17 protein-coding genes are annotated in these 20,706 nt (G+C 63.2%); 8 read left to right on the forward strand and 9 right to left on the reverse strand.

Annotation, left to right across the window (positions count from 1 at the left end):
- Positions 1-103 precede the first annotated feature (103 nt).
- Positions 104-1,306, forward strand: coding sequence for a PQQ-dependent sugar dehydrogenase (locus ACS92L_RS12590; RefSeq protein ID WP_438765278.1), 1,203 nt, complete (start codon positions 104-106; stop codon positions 1,304-1,306).
- Positions 1,307-1,385: 79 nt separating this feature from the next.
- Here ACS92L_RS12590 and ACS92L_RS12595 read toward each other — a convergent pair whose 3' ends face one another.
- A complete protein-coding gene (locus tag ACS92L_RS12595) occupies positions 1,386-2,180 on the reverse strand; it encodes an MBL fold metallo-hydrolase (RefSeq protein WP_438765279.1) in 795 nt (264 codons plus the stop codon).
- A 172-nt stretch (positions 2,181-2,352) separates the two neighbouring features.
- Complete coding sequence (locus ACS92L_RS12600) at positions 2,353-4,176, reverse strand: glycoside hydrolase family 15 protein (protein WP_438765280.1); 1,824 nt, start codon at positions 4,174-4,176, stop codon at positions 2,353-2,355.
- Between the two features lie 306 nt (positions 4,177-4,482).
- Here ACS92L_RS12600 and ACS92L_RS12605 point away from each other — a divergent pair, with 306 nt between their 5' ends.
- Complete coding sequence (locus ACS92L_RS12605; protein ID WP_438765281.1) at positions 4,483-5,274, forward strand: sulfite exporter TauE/SafE family protein; 792 nt, start codon at positions 4,483-4,485, stop codon at positions 5,272-5,274.
- Between the two features lie 157 nt (positions 5,275-5,431).
- Complete coding sequence (locus ACS92L_RS12610; protein WP_438765282.1) at positions 5,432-6,874, forward strand: YfcC family protein; 1,443 nt, start codon at positions 5,432-5,434, stop codon at positions 6,872-6,874.
- A gap of 109 nt (positions 6,875-6,983) precedes the next feature.
- On the opposite strand, the gene ACS92L_RS12615 is transcribed toward ACS92L_RS12610, so the two are convergent.
- Positions 6,984-7,757 carry an FCD domain-containing protein gene (locus tag ACS92L_RS12615; RefSeq protein ID WP_438765283.1) on the reverse strand — a complete coding sequence of 258 codons (774 nt, stop codon included), beginning with the start codon at positions 7,755-7,757 and terminating at the stop codon, positions 6,984-6,986.
- A gap of 280 nt (positions 7,758-8,037) precedes the next feature.
- On the opposite strand from ACS92L_RS12615, the gene ACS92L_RS12620 reads away from it, so the two are divergent.
- Together ACS92L_RS12620 and lldD are read left to right on the forward strand one after the other, a co-directional pair.
- Complete coding sequence (locus ACS92L_RS12620; RefSeq protein WP_438765284.1) at positions 8,038-9,732, forward strand: L-lactate permease; 1,695 nt, start codon at positions 8,038-8,040, stop codon at positions 9,730-9,732.
- A 56-nt stretch (positions 9,733-9,788) separates the two neighbouring features.
- Positions 9,789-10,952: an FMN-dependent L-lactate dehydrogenase LldD gene (gene lldD, locus ACS92L_RS12625; RefSeq protein ID WP_438765285.1), complete on the forward strand. Its 1,164-nt coding sequence runs from the start codon at positions 9,789-9,791 to the stop codon at positions 10,950-10,952.
- A 121-nt stretch (positions 10,953-11,073) separates the two neighbouring features.
- On the opposite strand, the gene ACS92L_RS12630 is transcribed toward lldD, so the two are convergent.
- From ACS92L_RS12630 to ACS92L_RS12645, 4 genes are all read right to left on the reverse strand, one after another.
- Complete coding sequence (locus tag ACS92L_RS12630; protein WP_438765286.1) at positions 11,074-11,676, reverse strand: hypothetical protein; 603 nt, start codon at positions 11,674-11,676, stop codon at positions 11,074-11,076.
- Between the two features lie 148 nt (positions 11,677-11,824).
- Positions 11,825-12,781, reverse strand: a complete 957-nt coding sequence (gene mmuM, locus ACS92L_RS12635) for a homocysteine S-methyltransferase (RefSeq protein WP_438765287.1) — start codon at positions 12,779-12,781, stop codon at positions 11,825-11,827.
- Positions 12,778-14,217 carry an amino acid permease gene (locus ACS92L_RS12640; RefSeq protein ID WP_438765288.1) on the reverse strand — a complete coding sequence of 480 codons (1,440 nt, stop codon included), beginning with the start codon at positions 14,215-14,217 and terminating at the stop codon, positions 12,778-12,780. The genes mmuM and ACS92L_RS12640 overlap by 4 nt, the downstream gene beginning before the upstream one ends.
- A 188-nt stretch (positions 14,218-14,405) precedes the next feature.
- Complete coding sequence (locus ACS92L_RS12645; RefSeq protein ID WP_438765289.1) at positions 14,406-14,753, reverse strand: zinc ribbon domain-containing protein YjdM; 348 nt, start codon at positions 14,751-14,753, stop codon at positions 14,406-14,408.
- A 207-nt stretch (positions 14,754-14,960) separates the two neighbouring features.
- Between ACS92L_RS12645 and ACS92L_RS12650 the strand changes: the two genes are divergently transcribed.
- Together ACS92L_RS12650 and ACS92L_RS12655 are read left to right on the forward strand one after the other, a co-directional pair.
- Positions 14,961-16,121, forward strand: a complete 1,161-nt coding sequence (locus tag ACS92L_RS12650) for a hypothetical protein (protein WP_438765290.1) — start codon at positions 14,961-14,963, stop codon at positions 16,119-16,121.
- Positions 16,122-16,188: 67 nt separating this feature from the next.
- A complete protein-coding gene (locus ACS92L_RS12655; RefSeq protein ID WP_438765291.1) occupies positions 16,189-17,004 on the forward strand; it encodes a mechanosensitive ion channel family protein in 816 nt (271 codons plus the stop codon).
- A gap of 69 nt (positions 17,005-17,073) precedes the next feature.
- Here ACS92L_RS12655 and arfA read toward each other — a convergent pair whose 3' ends face one another.
- Positions 17,074-18,588 carry an arabinosylfuranosidase ArfA gene (arfA, locus tag ACS92L_RS12660; RefSeq protein WP_438765292.1) on the reverse strand — a complete coding sequence of 505 codons (1,515 nt, stop codon included), beginning with the start codon at positions 18,586-18,588 and terminating at the stop codon, positions 17,074-17,076.
- Between the two features lie 32 nt (positions 18,589-18,620).
- Positions 18,621-20,036 carry a glycoside-pentoside-hexuronide (GPH):cation symporter gene (locus ACS92L_RS12665; protein WP_438765293.1) on the reverse strand — a complete coding sequence of 472 codons (1,416 nt, stop codon included), beginning with the start codon at positions 20,034-20,036 and terminating at the stop codon, positions 18,621-18,623.
- A gap of 277 nt (positions 20,037-20,313) precedes the next feature.
- On the opposite strand from ACS92L_RS12665, the gene ACS92L_RS12670 reads away from it, so the two are divergent.
- Positions 20,314-20,652 (forward strand): tRNA-binding protein, encoded by a 339-nt coding sequence (locus ACS92L_RS12670; RefSeq protein ID WP_438765294.1) that lies wholly within the window; start codon positions 20,314-20,316, stop codon positions 20,650-20,652.
- Positions 20,653-20,706 lie beyond the last annotated feature (54 nt).

A 20,706-nucleotide genomic window follows, 5' to 3' on the forward strand; every position in this document is an offset into this window, starting at 1 on the left:
CCTTCGGCTTGAGCCGGAGCTGAAGGCGCCGGGCATCGACGCGTGTGGCATGCGAGGCTGAATCAGGCCGTTATCATTGATTCAGACCACCTGGAGAGTGCCCATGCGTGTCGTGCCGTTTCTATCGCCCTTTGTCGCCGTTCTGATGACCACGGCGCCTGCCGTGGCCGAGCCGGTCGATGTCGGCCCACCCAACGTCCCCTCACAGACGCCGGCCTTCGAGGATCAGACCCGCGCACCGCAGCTGGAAAATACCCTCGAGCTCGACACACAGATCATCGCCGACGGCCTGGAACACCCCTGGGGCATCGCCTTTCTGCCCGACGGCGACATGCTGGTCACCGAGCGCGCCGGTCGGCTGCGGCTCATTACGCCGGATGGCGAGATGTCCGAGCCGATCGAAGGCCTTCCCGAGATGGATGCCAGAGGCCAGGGCGGCCTGCTGGATGTAAGCCTGGGCCCCGATTTCGACACCGAGCGCAGGGTCTATCTGAGCTACGCCGAGCCGCGCGATGGCGATCAAAACGGCACCGCCGTGGCCCGCGGCCGCCTCTCCGAGGACAACACGCGCCTCAGCGATGTCGAGGTCATTTTCCAGCAGCAGCCGGGCTGGGAGTCCACCAAACACTTTGGCTCCAGGCTCATATGGGACAATAACGGCCGGCTTTTCATCACCCTGGGCGAGCGCTCGCTGGTCGAGCCGCGCCAGCTGGCCCAGACGCTGGACAACACGATCGGCAAGGTCGTGCGCGTCAACGCCGACGGCAGCACACCTGACGACAACCCCTTCGTGGGCCGCGAGGATGCGATGGACAGCATCTGGTCGTACGGCCACCGCAACCTCCAGGGCGCCGCCCTGCATCCCGGGACAGGCGAGCTCTGGACCATCGAACACGGCCCGAAAGGGGGCGACGAGCTTAACCGCCCCGAGGCTGGGCTCAACTACGGCTGGCCGGTGATTACCTACGGCGAGGACTATTCCGGCGCGGATATCGGTGAGGGCATTACGCAGCAGGAGGGCATGGAGCAGCCGGTCTATTACTGGGACCCGGTCATCGCGCCCGGCGACATGACCTTCTATACCGGTGAGCTGTTTACAGGATGGCAGGGGGATGCCCTGATCGCCTCGCTCAAGCCCGGCGGGATTGTTCAGCTGAGCCTGGAAGACGGCCGCGTGACCGGTGAGGCGCGCTATCTCGAAGACCTGGGCCGGGTCCGCGATGTCGAACAGGGCCCGGACGGGGCGCTGTGGATTCTGACCGACAACGGCGATGACGCGCTGATTCGCGCAGTGCCCGCGCAGTAATCAAACGCAGACGCCAGATCACGCCCCCGTGCCGACAGCCGGCACGGGGGCGTTGTCGTATGCGCGCCGGCGCGGGGCGCTACTCGAGCGCGCGACAGTAGCGCGCCACCGAATACTGCACGGTCTCACCGGCGCCTTCCACGATTTCGCTGCCCTGGAAGGCGCAGTAGAGGGCATCGAATGCCAGCGTTTCAAGCGTCTCCCCCATCGCCCGGACCCGACTCGCCGGCAGCGGAATGCTGTTGGGATACGACCACATGAAAGAGGGCTTGCCATCCGGCATCACCAGCAGCGTATCGCCGCCCAGCAGCAGTCGCTGCGCCGGGCAGTGCAATACGCAGGCCCCCGCAAAGTGGCCGCCCAGCCGGTAGAGGATCACGCCCGGTAGCACCTCGAGCCGGTCACCCTGCCAGAACGACAGCCGCTCGGAAGGCTGCATCACCCACTCGCGGTCGTCACCGTGCAGATGTACCGGGCAGTCAAAGGCCTCGGCCCAGCTGGCCATGGTGCTGTAGTAGTGCGGATGGGAAATCGCGATGGCCGCCAGCCCGCCGAGGCCTTCAATGAGGTGAACCGTGGCGTCATCGAGCAGGCTGAGGCAGTCCCACAGCACGTTGCCGTGCGGCGTCTGCAGCAGCAGCGCCCGCTGGCCGATGCCGAATTTCGGCGTGGTGCGAAGGCTCAAAAGCCCGGGCATGAGCTGTTTGAACGCGTTGGCATGCTGCGCGACAAGCGTCTCGGGCGTGATCCAGCGCTGACCACCGAGCGGCACGTACTGACGCTCGTCCTCACAGACCGGACACCGCTCGGGCGGCGTTGCCGTCTCCTCGTACTGTACGCCGCAGGTGGCACACAAAACGCCCTTTCCAATCATGGCTTTCCCCTTCTGATCCGATGACCGTTCTTTTGAGATTGGTCGAGCATGGCACCGTCGGCGCCTGTCTGCCGATGGGACATTCGAAGAAGGCGATGGCGGCGACAACAAAACGCCCCCGGCACGGCTCTGAGTGTCGGGGGCGTTTCCTTTTGCCAGGGGCGCCGAGAACCTAGTAGTGCGCGTCCTCGACGGTGCGCCCGGACAGGGCATTGGCCGCACAGATCTGGGCCAGGTGGCTGAGCCCCTGGGGCACGTTGCCCAGATGCTCGCCGGTCGAGGGATCGACCATCTCGGTCAAAAGCCCCAGGTTGCCGTTGGTGGCCTCAAGCGCCTCGTCCATCAGCTCGCGAGCCTCTTCCTTCTCGCCAAGGGCCGCCAGCGCCTCGACCAGCCAGAACGAGCAGGCCACAAAGGCACCCTCTTCCTCGTGGACGCCGGAGTAGCGATAGATCAGCGACCCGCGGCCCAGCTCTTCGCGAATGGCGCGATAGGTCGAGAGCATGCGCTCACGATTGACCTCGGCGCCGAAACGGTGGGTCAGACATAGCGCGGCATCCAGCCCTTCCACGCCTTCGTAAAAGACATAGGCGCCGCGCGCCTCGGACCAGCAGTGGGTTTCGATCCAGTCGGCGATGCGATCCTTTTCCCGCTTCCAGCGGTCCTTCCAGGTCGGCTCGATATGGCCTTCGTCAGCCAGCTGCACCGCATGGGTCAGCGCCAGCCAGCAGGCCATCTTGGAGTGGGTGTAGTGCTGGTTGTCACCAGGCAGCTCCCAGATACCGGCATCGCGAATGCGCCAGCGATCGGCGCACTGGTTGGCCAGATCACCCAGCAGCCGGGCGGTATCGATATCGATGATATGGCCGGCGTCGATAAACAGCGTCGCTGTGGCAAGCATGTCGCCATACATGCCCAGCTGGATCTGATCGCGGGCATTGTTGCCCACCCGTACCGGGGTTGATCCCTTGTAGCCGGTCAGCGGCGGGTGGGTCTCGGCCGGGATCAGATCGCCCTCGAGGGTGTAGCACACCCGCATGTCGGGGCCGTGGCGTCGGATCGTCTGGGTCAGCCACGAAAACGCCGCCTGAGACTCCTCGATGGCGCCGGCATGTACGAACGCCTTGATCATCAGACAGGCGTCGCGCACCCAGGCGTAGCGATAGTCGTAGTTCTTGTCACCGCCGATACGCTCGGGCAGCGAGGTGGTGGCCGCCGCGGCAATCGCCCCGCTCGGCGAATAGAGCAGAAACTTCAGCGCCAGCGCCGAGCGATGGACCCACTCGGAGTATTCGCCGTCAAAGTCGAGCTTTTCGACCCAGTCGCGCCAGGCAAAGTCGCTGACCTCGATGCGCTCGTCGATGCTGTCGATGGAGGGCACGGCCAGCGGCTGACCCTCGGTGGCCAAAAGCGCCACCATCGAGCGCTGCCCTTCGCGAGCGGTGAGCGTGCCTTCAGTGTAGCGGTCGCAGCACGCCGTGATCTCCACATCATCGGAGCAGCGCAGCATCGCCATCAGATGGCCGATGTTGTAGACCCGGCCCATGGGCGTTTTCTGCAGCCAGGGGCTGACCGTCTCGGTGCGGGTGCCGGCATGAAAGCAGATATCAAACGCCACCTCCCCCTCAAGGCCTTCCACGCGCCGCGCCAGCTCGCACCAGGGCAGGCGCCCGGCGGTGTTGCTGTTGATCGACTCGGTCACCCGTGCCTGGCCACTTTCGGTAATGAAGGTGGTCTCCAGCACGTTGCTGTTCTGGCGATAGTGTCGCTCGACGCGGTAGTCATCACGCGGGGTGAGCGAGAAGTAACCACCCACTTCAGGCTCCAGCAGTCGGTCGAACAGCGGCGGGGCATCCATGCTCGGCGCACACCACCAGTCGATGGCGCCATCAAGGGAAATCAGCGCCACCGAGCGCCCCTCGCCAATGGCGGCGTAATCGCCCAGCGGGGCAAACCCCTCTTCTCGTGCCGGATTGGCAACCTGTCTTTTTGTCATCGTTAAACATTCCTGTGAGGTGATACGCCACATTCCCTGTGCCATCGGTCAAGACTGCGCGCGCGACTCGCCCCGGGCGGGGACGGCGCGTCGGCAAAAGGTAGATTCAGATTAACCTTTACTGTGGACGCGATAGCCCCCTGGCGCCAATGTCGTAACGCTTTGTTAAGCCAGAAGTGTCAAAAAACACGGCCCGTGCGGACTCTACCGCGGGCGCCGAAGGCGCTATGCTTGTCGACACGCCGGCCCGATACCCGACCGGCTCCCTTCGCCTGATGACGCGTTTACGATGACTCTGGATGTCGCATGATCTTTCTTCTCTATATGGCGCTTGGCATCGTGGCCGGCATTCTGGCGGGGCTTTTTGGCGTCGGCGGCGGGCTGATCATCGTTCCCGTATTGATCTACAGCTTTACCCTGCAGGGGGTCGACCCGGCCGTCATGACCCATCTGGCGGTGGGCACCTCGCTTGCCACCATCGTGTTCACCTCGATCAACTCGATTCGCGGCCATCATCTGAAAGGGGCTACGCGCTGGCCGCTGGTGGGCTGGATGAGTATCGGCATCGTGGCCGGCTGCGCGCTGGGGGCGCTGACCGCCTCGTGGATACCAGGCGGTGATCTGCAAACGGTGATCGGGGTGTTTGCCATCGCCATGGCGATCCAGATCGCCTTTAACCTGCGCCCGAAGGGCGGCGGCACGGACTACCGCCCGCCCGGAAAGCCGTGGCTGATCGGCGGCGGTACCATCATCGGCTGGGCCTCGGCGATTTTCGGCATCGGCGGCGGCTCGCTGACGGTGCCGTTTCTGTTGTGGCGCAACCTGCCGGCCCAGCACGCGGTGGGCACCTCGGCGGCCTGCGGTCTGCCGATCGCCATTGCCGGCGCGCTATCGTTTATGTGGTTTGGCCACAATCACGCCGATCTACCGCCCTGGAGCATCGGCTATGTCTATCTGCCGGGGGTACTGGGGATCGCGCTGACCAGCATGCTCTCGGCGCGGCTGGGCGTGCGGCTGGCCCACCGGCTCTCTCCCGTGTTGCTCAAGCGATTGTTTGCCGCGCTGCTGCTGCTGATCGGCATCAACTTTTTGATGTAGCCAGGCCTCAAGCGCCGGGCACTGCCTGATCACGGACCGGGCGAGACTTTCGCACCGGTCCGACTTTCGTCGGGTGCCCGGTTGTGAAACTATCAGCGCATGAGGCCGTTTTGAGAGACGGCCCTGATGTCCAATCAACAACAATGAGCCATCCACGATGTCACAGGATCCCTCCCGTAGCCCGTCCGAACGTCCGCCGAAGAAACGTTCGTTTCAGATTCCGCATATTTACGCCATTCTTTTCATCTTCATTCTGTTGGCGGGGCTGGCCACCTGGCTGATTCCGGCCGGTGCCTACGACACCATTCCCGGCCCCAACGGGCGCACCACCATCGATGCCGACTCCTTTCACTGGATACCGGCCAGCCCGGCCGGGCCCACCGAGCTGCTGCTGGCCATCCCGCGCGGGCTGCTCAGCGCCGGGGAGGTGGTGTTCTTTACCCTGCTGATCGGCGGCATGTTTGCCGTTCTGCGCCGTACCGGCATCATCGAGCTGGGGGTCGATCACCTGACCCGCCACTTCGCCGGGCGCAGCCTGTGGGTCATTCCGGTGCTGATGGTGCTCTTTGCCGTGCTGGCCACCATCATCGGCACCCAGGAGCTGTCGCTGGTCTATGTGCCGGTGATCCTGCCGCTTTTGATCGCGCTGCGATTTGACTCGGTCACGGCCGCCGCCATCGCCCTGTGTGCGACCACGGCCGGCTTTGCCGCCGGGGTCATCAACCCGATCAATACGGGCCTGGCCCAGCAGCTGGCCAATCTGCCGCTCTATTCGGGCTTTGGCCTGCGCCTGGTCGCACTGATCAGCATGCTGGCGGTCGCGGTGTTCTGGGTGATTCGCTATGCCCGGCGCGTGCGGGACAATCCCGAGGCGAGCCTGATGCATGACGAGGCGGACGAGCAGCAAAAGCGCTCGCGTTATCAGCACGCCCTCAACGAGGTCACGACACCCGCCACCGGGCGCCAGAAGCTCTGCATCGCGGTCACGCTGGGTCTATTCGGCGTGCTGGTGTACGGCGTGCTGGGCCGCGGCTGGTTCATGTCGGAGATGGCCGGGCTTTTTATCGTCATGGGCGTGGTGGCCGGTCTGGTCGCGGGGCTGAAGATCGACGAGATCTGCGAGGGCTTCAACGAGGGCTTTCGCGACGTTTTGATGGGCGCCATGATCGCCGGCATTGCTCGCGCCGTGGCCGTGGTGCTCGAGGACGGTCAGGTGCTCGATACCATGGTGCACTCTCTGGGCCATCTGGTCGGCGGGCTGCCCACGGCGCTATCGGCGCTGGGCATGTATCTGGCCCAGCTGGGCTTTAACTTCGTGGTGCCCTCGGGCAGCGGTCAGGCGCTGGTGACCATGCCGATCATGGCGCCGCTGTCCGATGTGGTCGGCGTGACCCGCCAGACCGCGGTGCTGGCCTATCAGCTCGGCGACGGCATCGGCAATATTCTCTATCCCACCTCGGGCTATTTCATGGCAACGCTGGCCCTGGCCGGTGTGCCCTGGCAGAAGTGGGTGCGCTTTTTCCTGCCGCTGTTTGGCATGTGGGTCGGGATTGCCATGGTGATTCTGATCGCGGCACAGGCCACGGGCTGGCACGGCTGAGTCCGAGCGCTGTGCATCACTGCCCGACCATGAAAAAGGCGACCCCGAGGGGTCGCCTTTTTTGATGCTTGCCGTGTAATCACCGCCGGCGGGCGCTTACAACAGCGCCCTACCCTCGGCGCCGGGCGCGGGCCATGCGCTGCGCCTCGGCGTGTACCTCTGACAGCACGTCCTGCACGTAGTGGATATGGCGCTGGGCGATCTCGCGGGCCTGCTCGGCCTCTCGCGCCATGATCGCCTCGTAAAGCTCACGATGCTGGCCAATGAGGGTCTCGCGGGTCTCGATACGCTGGGCGTACATGCCGCCGATATTGGTCACGACGTTGCGCTTGAGCAGATCAAACAGCCCGCGAATCGTGTGTAACAGCACACCGTTGTGACTGGCCTCGGCAATCGCCAGATGAAAGTCCGCATCCGCCGCGCCTTCCTCGCCCCCCTTTTCGACCTGCGTGACGGGGTCCACATGCCCATAGCAGTGCTGCAATCGCTCAAAGGCGCTGCGCAGTCGCTCACGGTCCGGCTCGGTAGCGCGCCGGGCGGCGTAAAACGCGCAGGCCCCTTCCAGCGTATGTCGAAACTCGAGCAAATCGCGCTGGGCATCCGGGCTTTCTTCCAGCAGCACCAGAAGCGGGTCGCTAAAGGTCGTCCCCAGCGATGGCGTCACGTAGGTGCCGCCGCCCTGACGGCTACTGAGCAACCCTTTGGCGACCAGGCGCTGGATGGCCTCGCGCAGCGAGGGCCGCGAGACCCCGAACTGCTCGGCCAGTACCCGCTCTGCCGGCAGCCGCTCGCCCGCCTTGAGTGTCCCTTCAAGAATCATCGACTGCAGCTGCTCGACGATGCCATCAGCCAGCCTGCGCTGGCGAACCTGACCGACTTCCATAGCCTTTTCCTGATTGGTCTTACCAATTACTCATTAGGCACGATATTGCAGGATTCTGGCAAGTGGCATGAACCAAAGTAGCAGGTCCCTTTCATTGACCCTTGCTGCAAGAGCGCCGTAATCTCCACGGCTTGCGCATTAGCAGAAGTTAAATTGGTCTTACCAATTATAGATTCCGGAAGATCGAGCCCTGCAGAGGCGTAACGCCCATGACCTGACGGACTGTTCGGGTCGTGTCTTCCATCGACGCTTCGCCATCCATTACTGAGAGGGCATCAATATGCCATCTGGTCTGCTTGCCCTGCTCGCCGTCACGCCCATCATCGTCGCCGGCATCCTGCTTATCGGTCTGCGCTGGCCGGCCAGTCGCGCCATGCCGGTGGTGTATCTGCTCAGCGTGCTGATTGCGCTGCTGGCGTGGGAAATGAGCCTTGTCCGCGTGCTCGCCTCCACCCTACAGGGGCTCATGATCACGATCGGGGTGCTGTGGATCATCTTCGGCGCGATTTTACTGCTCAATACGCTGCAGCATTCCGGTGCGATCCGGGCGATTCATGCCGGCTTTACCACCATCAGCCCGGACCGCCGTGTGCAGGCCATCATCATTGCGTGGCTGTTTGGCAGCTTCATTGAAGGCGCCTCGGGTTTTGGCACCACGGCCGCCATTGCCGCGCCGCTGCTGGTCGCGGTGGGCTTTCCCGCCATGGCAGCCGTGCTGATGGGGATGCTGGTGCAAAGCACGCCGGTCTCCTTTGGCGCCGTGGGCACGCCCATCGTCATCGGGGTGACCACCGGGCTGGACAGCGTGGCCCTGAGCGATCAGCTCCTCGCGCGCGGTTCCAGCTGGGAGATCTTTTTGCAGCAGATCACCAACGGCACCGCGATCACGCATGCCATCGTCGGCACCGTCATGCCGCTGATCATGGTGTTGATGCTGACCCGTTTTTTCGGCGAGAAAAAAAGCTGGAAGGCCGGCTTTGAAATCCTGCCCTTTGCGCTGTTTGCGGGGCTGGCGCTGACCATTCCCTACGTCATGACCGGCATCTTCCTCGGGCCCGAGTTCCCCTCCCTGCTGGGTGGCCTGGTGGGTCTGGTGATTGTCGTGACCGCCGCCCGTCTGCGCTTTCTGACCCCCAAAACGGTCTGGGACTTTGCCGAGCGCAAGGACTGGCCGGCCGAGTGGATCGGCACGCTGCAGGTCAGGCTCGACGATCTCACCGCCCGCCCCATGGGTCAGGTGCTTGCCTGGCTGCCCTACGTACTGGTCGGTGTCCTGCTGGTCATCAGCCGCATTTTCCCCGAGGTGACGGCCGCGCTGAAATCCCTGAGCCTTGGCATGACCAACATCCTGGGCGAAGAGGGCATCAGCGCCAGCATCGAGCCGCTGTTTCTGCCCGGCGGCATTCTGGCCTTCGTGGCCCTTTTGACCGTGGGGCTGCACCGCATGCGCCTGCGCGCACTGGGTGCAGCCATCAGCGAATCCAGCCAGGTGCTGCTCAAGGCCGGCTTCGTGCTGCTGTTCACCGTGCCCATGGTGCGCATTCTCATCAACTCAGGAATAAACGCCGCGGATATTCCCAGCATGCCCATTGCGATGGCGCGCTACGTGGCCGACAGCGTCGGCGGCGTCTATCCGCTGATGGCGCCGGCGGTGGGGGCAATGGGTGCGTTTCTGGCCGGCTCCAATACCGTGAGCAATATGATGTTCAGCCAGTTCCAGTTCGGCGTGGCCGAGACGCTGGGTATCTCCGGGGCATTTGTCGTGGCCACCCAGGCAGTGGGCGCAGCGGCCGGCAACATGATCGCCATCCACAACATCGTGGCGGCGTCAGCCACCGTCGGTTTGGTCGGGCGAGAAGGGATCACCCTGCGAAAGACCGTCTGGCCCACCCTGTACTACGTCCTGTTTACCGGTGTCATCGGGCTTGTGGCCTGCTATGCGCTGGGCGTGAGAGACCCACTCATGGGCGGCTGATGCGCCCTGCCGGCGGTGCCTGAAACGTCGTCCTTTTCTTGAATGCAGAGCCCAACATGATCATTTCAGCGTCAACGGACTATCGCGCGGCAGCGAAGCGCAGGCTGCCGCCCTTTCTGTTTCACTACATTGATGGCGGTGCCTACGCCGAGTACACCATGCGCCGCAATGTCGATGATCTCGGCAGCGTCGCCCTGCGCCAGCGCGTGCTGAGAAACATGTCCGAACTGAGCCTTGAAACCGAGCTGTTCGGCGAGCGTCTGGCGATGCCGGTGGCACTGGCACCGGTGGGCCTGTGCGGCATGTACGCCCGTCGCGGTGAAGTGCAGGCCGCCAACGCGGCAGCCGACAAGGGCATCCCCTTTACGCTCTCCACCGTGTCGGTCTGCCCGATCGAGGAAGTCACGGCAGAACTGGACCGCCCCATGTGGTTTCAGCTCTATGTCCTCAAGGACCGCGGCTTCATGAAAAATGCCCTTGAGCGGGCCTGGGCGGCAGGCGTTCGCACGCTGATCTTTACCGTCGACATGCCCACGCCGGGGGCGCGCTATCGCGATGCCCATTCCGGCATGAGCGGCGAGCGAGCCGCCCTGCGCCGGATGTGGCAGGCCGTGACCCACCCCTTCTGGGCCTGGGATGTCGGTCTGCACGGCCGCCCTCATGACCTTGGCAACATCTCTGCCTATCGTGGCTACCCCACCGGCCTTGAAGACTATATGGGCTGGCTGTCCAAAAACTTCGATCCGTCGATTTCCTGGCAGGATCTGGAGTGGATACGCGATTTCTGGCAGGGCACCATGGTCATCAAGGGCATCCTTGATGCCGACGATGCGCGTGACGCGGTGCGCTTTGGCGCCGACGGGATTGTCGTCTCCAACCACGGCGGGCGTCAGCTCGATGGCGTGCTTTCCAGCGCCCGTGCGATGCCCGAGATCGCCAGTGCGGTCAAGGGCGATCTCAAAATCCTGGCCGACTCAGGCATTCGCACCGGCCTCGATGTGGTCCGCATGATCGCCCTTGGCGCCGACGCCGTGCTGCTGGGTCGCGCCTATATCTATGCGCTGGCCACCCACGGCCGGGCCGGCGTGGTGAACCTGCTTGAGCTCATCGACAAGGAGATGCGCGTGGCGATGACGCTGACCGGGGCCAGCAGTATCAGTGAGATCACCAGCGACGTTCTGGTGCCACAGTCCGGCTCGGTCATCGATCAAGCGGTGTGACGCCATGAAGTACCCATCATGACGCGTTATCGTGCAATACCGACCATGAAAAAGGCGACCCCGAGGGGTCGCCTTTTTTGCAGGCGCTTTGGTCACACGCCCTTTTGACACGACAGCGCGATTACTCGGCGAAACGACGCTCGGTCTGCCATCCCTGGTTGGTCAGGATCATCATGGCGCGCTTGTGACGGGTATCTTCCATGCCCTCAAGGCCGCCCTTGTAGGCCTTGCGCAGGCTGTCTTCCTCGGCCCAGCTCGGCACGTCACGAACGCTGTAGCTGTAGCGCACATGCGAGACGGTGTAGCCACCGGCAATTTCCTGGGCCGGGGTAAAGCTGTCGACCCCTTCAATGCGCACCTTGCCAAAGCAGAACCCGCCCTGCTCGAGGCCATGGGCGCGAGCGTAACGGTCACTCCCTTCGCCGGTCAGCTTGTAGCGCAGACGTCCATCGCTTAAGCCTTCACGCTCGAGCAGGCCGGCATCCACCAGCGCATTGGCACGCTTGGCGCGATCGGCCATGTCCGGGTTCTGGCTGATGGCGCGCTTGTCCATCACAAACGGCAGGCGCGGTGCCGGCGCTTCCAGACAGATCGCCGGGCCCATGTTGCCGACATCATCCTGCAGCGCCGAGCGGAAATTGCTCTCGCTGGCTTCCTGAGAGTCGCCACAGGCGCTGAGAAGGGCTGCCAGCGGTAAAAGGGCCAGCACGCGATATGACTTCATGATGATTACTCCTGATCAAACCTGGATTCGGTACGCTTGCCAAAAGCGTAGCTCCTTTGTCGCCACCATGCGGTAAGCCACTTTAATGACAGGCAAAAAAATGCCCGTCCGGCGGACGGGCAGATGTCATGACGCGCGCATCGCAGCCTTACAGCCCGGCACGAAAGGCCGCCACGGCGCGGATATCCTCGGGCGTGGTGCGACAGCACCCGCCGATCAGCCGCGCCCCGCGGGCGTACCACTGTCCAGCCTGCTCGCCGAAGCCGCCGCCGTGAGACGCACCACAGCTGCCCTGCCAGGTCTTGCTGGCCGCGTCATAGGTCTCGCCCGAGTTGGGGTAGACAATCAACGGCTTGTCGGTGGCCGCGGCCATCTGCTCCAGCAGCGAAGAAATGTGTTCAAGTGCGGTGCAGTTCACACCCAGCGCGGCGACCTGGGGCTGCTGATCAAGCCAGCGGGCGCATTCGGCAATGGGCGTGCCTTCGCTGATGTGTTCGCCGTCATGGGCGGTAAAGGTGATCCAGGCGCTGATCTCCGGGAACTCCGCCAGCACGGTCACCAGCGCTTTTGCCTCGATCAGCGACGGCATGGTTTCACAGGCCAGCACATCAGCACCGGCGGCCACCAGCGCGGCCATGCGAGCGCGGTGAAAATCGACCAGATCGGCCTCATCGATACCGTAGTGGCCGCGATACTCCGAGCCGTCGGCCAGCCAGGCGCCGTAGGGGCCAACCGAGGCGGCGACCAGTGGCTTTGGCCGGCCCTCGTGATCGGCCTCGTGCCAGAAGTCATCGCGCGCCTGAGCGGCCAGACGGACCGAGCGGGTGATCAGCTCGAGCGCCTCGCTCTCGCTCATGCCGCGTGCCATGTAGCCCTCGATAGTGGCCTGATAGCTGGAAGTGATGGCGATATCGGCGCCGGCCCTGAAATAGTCCAGATGCACCTGACGGATCAGCTCGGGGCTCTCGGCCAGTACGCGCGCCGACCAGAGGCTGTCGTTAAGATCGCAGCCGCGCGCCTCGAGTTCGGTGGCAAGCGCCCCGTCGACGATCAGCAGCGGATGCCGGGACAGGGCGTCAGCGATGGGGTTGGCAGCGTGGGTCATGGTCTCTCCTGGACACGGGCGGTGGGCGCACCCTTGCGGCGCGGGTCGGTCAGATAAAACGCCAGATAGCACGCCGCGATAAAGGGTATGCCGCAGTAAAGGGCGATGCGCTGGGTCGGGTCAAAGGCGATGCCGACAAAGCACAAAAGACAGGCGATAAAGGCGCCCAGCGGCACCCAGGGATAGAACGGCGTGCGATAGCCCAGCGTTGCCGGATCACCGCCGCCACGCACGAACTGACGGCGAAAGCACATCTGGCTGACGGCAATGCTCATCCAGACCGCCACCACGGCAAAACCCGAGATCGACACCAGCACCAGATAGAGCGTATCCGGCGCGAAGGCGCTCGAAAGCAGCGCCAGAAGCCCGCCGAGCATGCTGAACAGCAGCGCATTGAGCGGAATACCGCCGCGAGTAACGCGGGCAAACACCGAGGGGAGCGTGCGCTGCTCGCCCAGCGACCACAGCATGCGCGAGGCCGCATAGAGCCCCGAGTTGGCCGCCGACAGCAGCGCCGTGATGATCACGAAGTTCATGATGTCACCGGCGTGAGGGATGCCGGTCATGGCAAAGACGGTCACGAACGGGCTTTCGACCAGGCCGGCCTGCTCGCGCGGCAGCATGGCGGCGATCACCACGATGGTGCCGACAAAAAAGACCACCAGCCGCCAGAGCGTGGCGCGAATGGCGCGCGGCACGTTCTTCTCCGGGTCTTCGGTCTCCCCTGCCGCAATGCCGATCAGCTCGGTGCCGGAGAAGGCAAAGCTTACCGCCAGCATGGTGACCAGAATCGGCATGATGCCGGTGGGGAAGAACCCTTCCCGGGTGAGGTTATGAAACATCGGCGCCGGCTGACCTTCCGGCCCGGCGAACCCGAAAATTGCCGCCGCCCCTACGATGATGAAGATCACCACGGTGGCGACCTTGATCAGGGAAAGCCAGAACTCGGTCTCGGCAAAGATTTTCGGCGTGAAGGCGTTGGTCAAAAAGACGATCAGCGCAAAGAGCGCGCTCCAGATCCAGATCGGCACGTCCGGGAACCATTTCGCCATTAAAAGCCCGGAGGCCGTGAACTCCGAGCCCAGCGCCACCGTCCAGGTCAGCCAGTAGAGCCAGGCCACTGTGTAGCCGGTACCCGGGCCGATATAGCGCGTGGCATGGGCGCTGAAGGCGCCGGTTTCAGGCATGTGCACGGACAGCTCGCCCAGACACATCATGACCAGATAGACCACCACGCCGCCGATCAGATAGGCCAGAATTGCTCCCAGCGGGCCGGCCTGATTGACGGTATAGCCCGAACTCAGAAAAAGTCCGGTGCCGATCACGCCGCCCAGTGACAGCATCACCAGGTGGCGTGACTGCATGCTGCGCTTGAAATCGCGGGACGTGCCGCGGGGCTCGGGGATCTCCGGGCCGTCGGATGACGTTGTGCTCATGACGCTCTGCTGTCGGTTGCCATAAAAAAACGCCCTTCAATAAGCAAAAGGCATAAGAGCGCGCATTATACGGGCCATGGGCGCGGCGTCACCCGCTGTGTCACACGATCAATCGTGTGTGTTTCACGTGAAACACTCTGGCACCGATCCGGAAAAGCCGTGCCCTGGAACAGGAATCCGAGGCCTTGTCAGGCTTTCTTGACGAACTCGGACTTGAGCTTCATCGCGCCGATGCCGTCGATCTTGCAGTCGATGTCATGATCGCCATCGACCAGGCGGATGTTTTTCACTCGCGTGCCGACCTTCACCACCTGTGACGAGCCCTTGATCTTCAAATCCTTGATCACCGTGATGGTGTCGCCATCGACGAGTGCGTTGCCGTGGGCATCACGGATGTCACGACTGTCTTCGGCGGAAGAGGCGGCGGCGTCACCGGACTGCGCCCACTCATGGCCGCACATGGGGCAGACGAACAGAGCGCCGTCTTCATAGGTGTAGTCGGCGTCACAGGCGGGGCAATGGGGCAGTGCTGACATTCTTTTGTCCTGTTGAAAGCATAAACGGGCAGGCATCTTACGTCATTTCTGGCATCACCCAGGCCATTTTGCATGGGCACTGCCATGTCCAATGCCGCTTTGGAGCCCGTTATAGCATCGCTCGAGACACCATCCTGCGCTATAAGGTAACAGGAGGTTACGATATACCTTGCTATCGGCCCTGGCTGCAGGAGTGCTTTTCCTTTCATGATTCGTAATACGCCCCCACCCGAGCCCCAACCGCTGATTGCGCTTGCAGACCTCGAGGCGCCTCCCTGGCCCGAGCGTGCCGCGCTCAAGATGGCCATGATGCGCCTGCGCACCCTGCTGACGCGCCGCGATAAAACCCCTTTTATTGCCGAAGACCGCCTGGACGACAGTGCCGATGTGTTCGGCGACCTGGCCACGCCGCCGTTTTGCGACCCGCTGATGGACGAGCTGGACGACACCCTGGCCGACTGGGCCACCGACGCCGCGCCCAGACACTGGCTTAAACCCATCGTGCTGCCACCCTGCAATGAACAGGACCTGCTCCGGCAGTGGGCCCGGCGCCATCATCATGACGTGCTGGCACCGCCTGCGCGGGATGCCCTGCTGATGGATACCCCCGAGCAGACACTGGATCTTTCCGGTGACGGCGTACTGGTCATCCCAAGGCTTGAAGACTGGTTTTTACGCCACCGATGCGGCCTGGGCCTGATCCGGGCGCTGCTGGAAGCGCTGGCCGGCCTTGAGCGCCACTGCGTGATCGGCTGCAACAGCTGGGCCTGGGCGTTTTTGTGCAAGGCAGTCGATGCCCATCTGATTTTGCCGGAGCCGCTGACCTTTAAACCCTTTGATGAGCCGCGGCTTCGCTGCTGGATCGCCGACATCGCCAGAGAGCAGGCCGTTGAGGGCACCCGCTTTCGTCTGAACAGCAACGGCGAGAACATCTTTGCCCTCGACAAAAAGGACAGGCCGCGCGAGGAGTACTTTGAGACGCTGGCCGCTCGTAGCCGCGGGATTGCCTGGGTGGCCTGGCACATCTGGCAGCGCAGCATCAAAAAGGCCCGCGACGCTGACGACAACGACCACAGCGAAGACGACCGGCAAACGCTCTGGGTGGTGGCGCTGGAGGAGTTCTCGCTGCCCGGCAGCGATGGCACTCAGGCCCTGCTGATTCTGCAGGCCCTTTTGATTCACGAAGATCTTGGCGCTCGGGAGCTTGAGCGTGTTCTGCCCGACCCGGGAACTCAGGGCATGCGCCATGCCCTGCACCGCGCCGGCTTTATCGGTGAGCGGGACGGGCGCTACTACTGCCGACCGGCCGCCTACCCCGCCATTCGCGAGGGTCTGGCCACGGCCGGCTTTCCGCTTGACGCCTGGTGATTCAGGCGGCAGGCGTTGCGAGTGCGTCTGCGCTTAACAATGTGGTTTTGAATAAAAAGGAGCTCTCATGGCACAGCAGGAATCGACGCCCCCCAACGCCGCCCAGATCATTCGCGACATCGGCGATATTCACTTTATCAATATTGCCCTGATTGTCCTGGCCACCTGGCTTGCCATTTCTCTGGTCAGACGCACCCTGCCCTGGATGGCAGAGCGCGGCCCCAATCGGCTGCGGCTGTGGCTGCTGGGGGCCGTGCCGATCTTTCGACTGGTGGCGATAACGCTTGCCGTGGCCTGGATCATCCCGATGGTGGTCAATGTCTCCGTGCAAAACTTTCTGGTTATTGCCGGTGCGGTCGGTGTGGCCGTGGGATTTGCCTTCAAGGACTATATCAGCAGCCTGATCGCTGGCCTGGTGGCGCAGTTTGAAACGCCCTGGCGGGCCGGTGACTGGGTGAAGGTAGGCAGCGACTACGGTGAGGTCCGCTCGGTCGGCATGCGCGCACTCACGCTTCGCACCCTGCACGACGACATCATCACGGTGCCGAATCTGAAGCTCTGGGACAGCAATATTGCCAATTCCAACGACGGCGAACGCACGTTGATGTGCGTGGTCGACTTTTATCTGGCGCCTGACTTTGATGCCCAGCGCATGCGCGCCGCCCTGCGCGATGTGGCGCTGACCAGTGCGTGGCTGTGCTATGACAAGCCGATTATCGTCTTTGTCGAGCAGGCCGAGGTGGGCACCCACATCGAACTGCGCTGCTACCCGTTTGAAATGCGCGATCAGGGACATTTCATCAGCGATCTGACCGTGCGCGGCAAGGAAGCCATCCGGGCACTGGGCGCCACGGAAGCTACCGCACCGGCTGCCGCTGGATAAAAAAACCGGCGTCGCTCCATGGCGACGCCGGCTCGGGACAGTCTTCAGTGGCAGAGAACGCTGAAAGCGTTACGCGCTCACCGACAGGCGAATCATGTGATAGCTCAGCGGCGGCAGGCTGCCCTTGAGCGCGCCGTCTTCAACGCCTGCGCCCTCCCCTGCCACCGGGCGCACCTGATCCGGCTGGCTGGCCGTGTTGACGACCTTCATCTGCGGATGGTTGAGGCACTGATGCTCGACCAGCCGGGCGCTGTCAAAGCCGTGCAGCGCCACGTTCAGATCCAGCGCCTCCTTTTGATGCCGGTTGACGGCAAAAAGCGTCACGAACCCGCCCTCGTCGTCGTGCACGGCGGAGACGTCCAGACACGGCACATCCTCGAGCTCGCGGGTCTGATAGGTGGGGCCATCGACGGCGAGCTGCAGCGCCTTGCCGCGACCGTAGCGCGAGGCAAACATCAGCGGGTAGAAGATGGTCTGGCGCCAGGCGTCACCGCCGGTGTCGGTCATGATCGGCGCGATCACGTTGACCAGCTGGGCAATACAGGCGATGCGCACCCGGTCGGAGCGGCGAATAAAGGTGTTGAGCACGCAGCCAATCAGCAGCGCGTCCTCGACGTTGTAGACGTCTTCGAGAATCGGCGGTGCAAAGGGCCAGTCGCTGCCTTCCAGCACGCGGCGGTCCTGTTGGACGCTGTGATACCAGACGTTCCACTCGTCAAAGCAGATATGGACCTGATGGCGGGTGCGCTTCTTGGCCTGGATGTAGTCGATCACCCCGGCGATCGACATGATGTAGCGATCAAGCTGCTCGGCCAGCGCCAGATAATCGCCGAGCTGGTCCTCGTGGTTGGTGAAGTACATGTGCAGCGAGATGTGATCGACCGTTTCATAGCAGTGATCCAGCACCGTGGCTTCCCACTCCGGATAGCTTGCCATCTTCGGATTTGACGAGCCGCAGGCCACCAGTTCCAGCGAGCGGTCATAGGCCTTGAGCGCCTTGCCGGTCTCGTTGGCCAGATGGCCGTACTCCGCCGCACTCTTGTGGCCGATCTGCCAGGGGCCGTCCATCTCGTTGCCCAGACACCACAGCCGCACGTTCCACGGGTCCTTGCGACCGTTTTTGATGCGCTCATCGCTCCAGGCGCTGCCGCCGGGGTGGTTGACGTACTCCAGGAAATTGCGCGCCTCGTCGATGCCGCGCGAGCCCAGATTGACCGCCAGCATCATCTCGATGCCGGCCTGCTCGCACCAGTCGGCAAATTCATGGATGCCGACCTGGTTGGATTCACGGCTGTGCCAGGCCAGATCCAGCCGCACAGGGCGCTCTTCGCGCGGGCCGATGCCGTCTTCCCAGTTGTAGGCCGAGACGAAGTTGCCGCCCGGGTAGCGCACCAGCGGCGGGGCCAGCTCGCGCACCAGCGACAGCACGTCCTGACGAAAGCCGTTGGCGTCTGCCTGCGGGTGGCCGGGCTCATAAATGCCACCGTAGATGGCGCGGCCCATGTGTTCGAGAAAGGCGCTGTAGAGACGCCCGTCGATGGTGCTGGTCACAAAGTCGCGGTGCAGGGTCACGCGGGTCTGCATGGGAGTCTCCCGGTCAGTGGTCAGAGTCAACGTCAGGTCGCCGCCGGGCGGGCAGCCCCGGACGCGTGTGTGTCGCCATTGTTGCCGGCATGGCCCGAGCGGTCTCCGGCGCGCGCTTCCAGATCGACGCGAATGCGGTCCATCTCGGCATCATCCAGCCCGAAGCGCCAGCCGGCCAGTGTCATCAGGGCGCTGACCAGCGCCGGTATGAGGGTAAAGAGCAGCACGATCATGGTCAGCGCCGACTCGCTTTGCCCCTCGGCGCCGCCGACATAGCCGCCCAGCGAGAGCATAAAGCCGATCAACCCGCCGGCGGCCGCCAGGCCCAGCTTGAGGAAAAAGAGGTTGCCGGCAAAGGAGACCCCGGTGTTGCGATAGCCGCTTTGCCACTCGCCATAGTCTTCGGCGTCCGCCATGAATGCCCAGGCGATCGGCGTACCGATGCCGTGGCAGATGTTGATCACAAGCACCACGATCGCCGCCAGCACAACCTGATCGCCAGGCACGAAATAAAGCGCCACGCAGGCCGCCACCAGCGCCATCGAGCTGAGAATGAACACGCGCAGCTTGGTCGAGCGGCGGGTCAAAAACGGCGAGATGGCCGTGCCCGCCATGCCGCCGAGCACCCCGGAGGTGACAAAGATCGAGATGCCCGCCGCACCGAGCCCCAGCACCCAGGTGGCGTAGTAGATCGCCGCGCCCTGACGCAGAAAAAACTGAAAGGCCTGCAAAAAGGTAATCGACAGCACCTGGCGCCACTTGGGGTTGGCCGCCAGCGTTTTCAGATCCGTGATCAGCCCGCTGGAGGTGTTTTCGACCGGCTGGACGCGCTCGCGCACGGTGGCAAAGCAAAAGCCGAACATGAACAGCGCGATCACGCACATCAGCCCCATGGTGATCTGGAAACCGCGAGCCTGATCGCCCTCGCCGAACCATTCCACCAGCGGCATCAACGTCGAGTTGAGAATCAGATAGGCCACGCCCACCAGCACGAAGCGCCACGACTGGCATGACACCCGCTCACGGTGGTCGCTGGTCACCACACCGCCCAGGGCGCAGTAGGGAATATTGACGGCCGTGTACAAAAGCGACATCGCCGCATAGGTGGCAAAGGCATAGATGATCTTGCCCTGATCCGACCAGTCCGGCGTTGTGAACATCAGCACGCAGGCGATGGCCAGCGGCACCGGGATGAACAATATCCAGGGGCGAAAGCGGCCCCAGCGGCTGCGGGTGCGATCGGCAATGGCGCCCATGATCGGGTCGGTGATGGCATCGACAAAGCGCATCGACAGGAAAATGGTGCCGACCACCGCCGGCGAGATGCCGTAGACGTCCGTATAGAAATAGGACAGATACATCACCACGGCGGCAAAGGTCATGTTGTTGCCGGCGTCCCCCATGCCAAAGCCGATCTTCTCGACAATGCTGATGCTGCCCTTTTGCATGCTCGTCTCCTGCGTGAGTGCAAGCCGCTTCGGCGACCGCCGGGGGACGAATGTCCAAACGACGAGCCGAGAGTTCGATCCCTCGAGCATAAGGAGAAGTGCAAGTGCACCACTAATAGCGGCCTAACCATTAATGCATATCCATTTGGTTATGACTTTTGCCAGGTCCTTGAAAAGACGACCAATGTCGTCAATACACCGGCCGGCTGAGCTGCCAAAGTTGTAGGGTCAGGACTTTTTATTACGACCAATGGCGCAGACCGCCAGGGAGCAATCGGTGTCAACACTGAGCTGGGAAGAGTTTTCGAAGGTGGAACTGCGCGTCGGGCGCATCACGCACGCGGAGGTGTTTGAAAAGGCGCGCCGGCCGGCGTATCTGCTGCAGGTGGATTTCGGCGCCGAGATCGGCGTGCGCAAGTCCAGCGCCCAGATCACCGAGCTTTATGACCCCGAAAACCTTGTCGGGCGACTGGTGGTGGCGGTGACCAACTTTCCGCCCAAACAGATCGGCCCGATCATGTCGGAGTGTCTGGTCACCGGTTTTCACAACGACGATGGCGACGTGACGCTGTGCGTACCGGACCAGAATGTGGCGCTGGGCACCCGGCTGATGTAGACACGAGCCATCGCTACCCGACAGGGCGTCGTTGACCGCCACCCCGTCACGCGA

This window comes from Kushneria halocnemicola, from assembly GCF_965650455.1.
Lineage (GTDB): Bacteria > Pseudomonadota > Gammaproteobacteria > Pseudomonadales > Halomonadaceae > Kushneria.

Bases quoted from the DNA above. Each gene is read 5' to 3' on its own strand.
- ACS92L_RS12590 (WP_438765278.1), top strand. From the start codon at position 104: ATGCGTGTCGTGCCGTTTCTATCGCCCTTTGTCGCCGTTCTGATGACC.
- ACS92L_RS12645 (WP_438765289.1), bottom strand. From the start codon at position 14,753: ATGTCAGCACTGCCCCATTGCCCCGCCTGTGACGCCGACTACACCTAT.
- ACS92L_RS12655 (WP_438765291.1), top strand. From the start codon at position 16,189: ATGGCACAGCAGGAATCGACGCCCCCCAACGCCGCCCAGATCATTCGC.
- ACS92L_RS12620 (WP_438765284.1), top strand. From the start codon at position 8,038: ATGCCATCTGGTCTGCTTGCCCTGCTCGCCGTCACGCCCATCATCGTC.
- ACS92L_RS12630 (WP_438765286.1), bottom strand. From the start codon at position 11,676: ATGAAGTCATATCGCGTGCTGGCCCTTTTACCGCTGGCAGCCCTTCTC.
- lldD (WP_438765285.1), top strand. From the start codon at position 9,789: ATGATCATTTCAGCGTCAACGGACTATCGCGCGGCAGCGAAGCGCAGG.
- ACS92L_RS12595 (WP_438765279.1), bottom strand. From the start codon at position 2,180: ATGATTGGAAAGGGCGTTTTGTGTGCCACCTGCGGCGTACAGTACGAG.
- mmuM (WP_438765287.1), bottom strand. From the start codon at position 12,781: ATGACCCACGCTGCCAACCCCATCGCTGACGCCCTGTCCCGGCATCCG.
- ACS92L_RS12665 (WP_438765293.1), bottom strand. From the start codon at position 20,036: ATGCAAAAGGGCAGCATCAGCATTGTCGAGAAGATCGGCTTTGGCATG.
- ACS92L_RS12605 (WP_438765281.1), top strand. From the start codon at position 4,483: ATGATCTTTCTTCTCTATATGGCGCTTGGCATCGTGGCCGGCATTCTG.
- ACS92L_RS12600 (WP_438765280.1), bottom strand. From the start codon at position 4,176: ATGACAAAAAGACAGGTTGCCAATCCGGCACGAGAAGAGGGGTTTGCC.
- ACS92L_RS12610 (WP_438765282.1), top strand. From the start codon at position 5,432: ATGTCACAGGATCCCTCCCGTAGCCCGTCCGAACGTCCGCCGAAGAAA.
- arfA (WP_438765292.1), bottom strand. From the start codon at position 18,588: ATGCAGACCCGCGTGACCCTGCACCGCGACTTTGTGACCAGCACCATC.
- ACS92L_RS12640 (WP_438765288.1), bottom strand. From the start codon at position 14,217: ATGAGCACAACGTCATCCGACGGCCCGGAGATCCCCGAGCCCCGCGGC.
- ACS92L_RS12650 (WP_438765290.1), top strand. From the start codon at position 14,961: ATGATTCGTAATACGCCCCCACCCGAGCCCCAACCGCTGATTGCGCTT.
- ACS92L_RS12615 (WP_438765283.1), bottom strand. From the start codon at position 7,757: ATGGAAGTCGGTCAGGTTCGCCAGCGCAGGCTGGCTGATGGCATCGTC.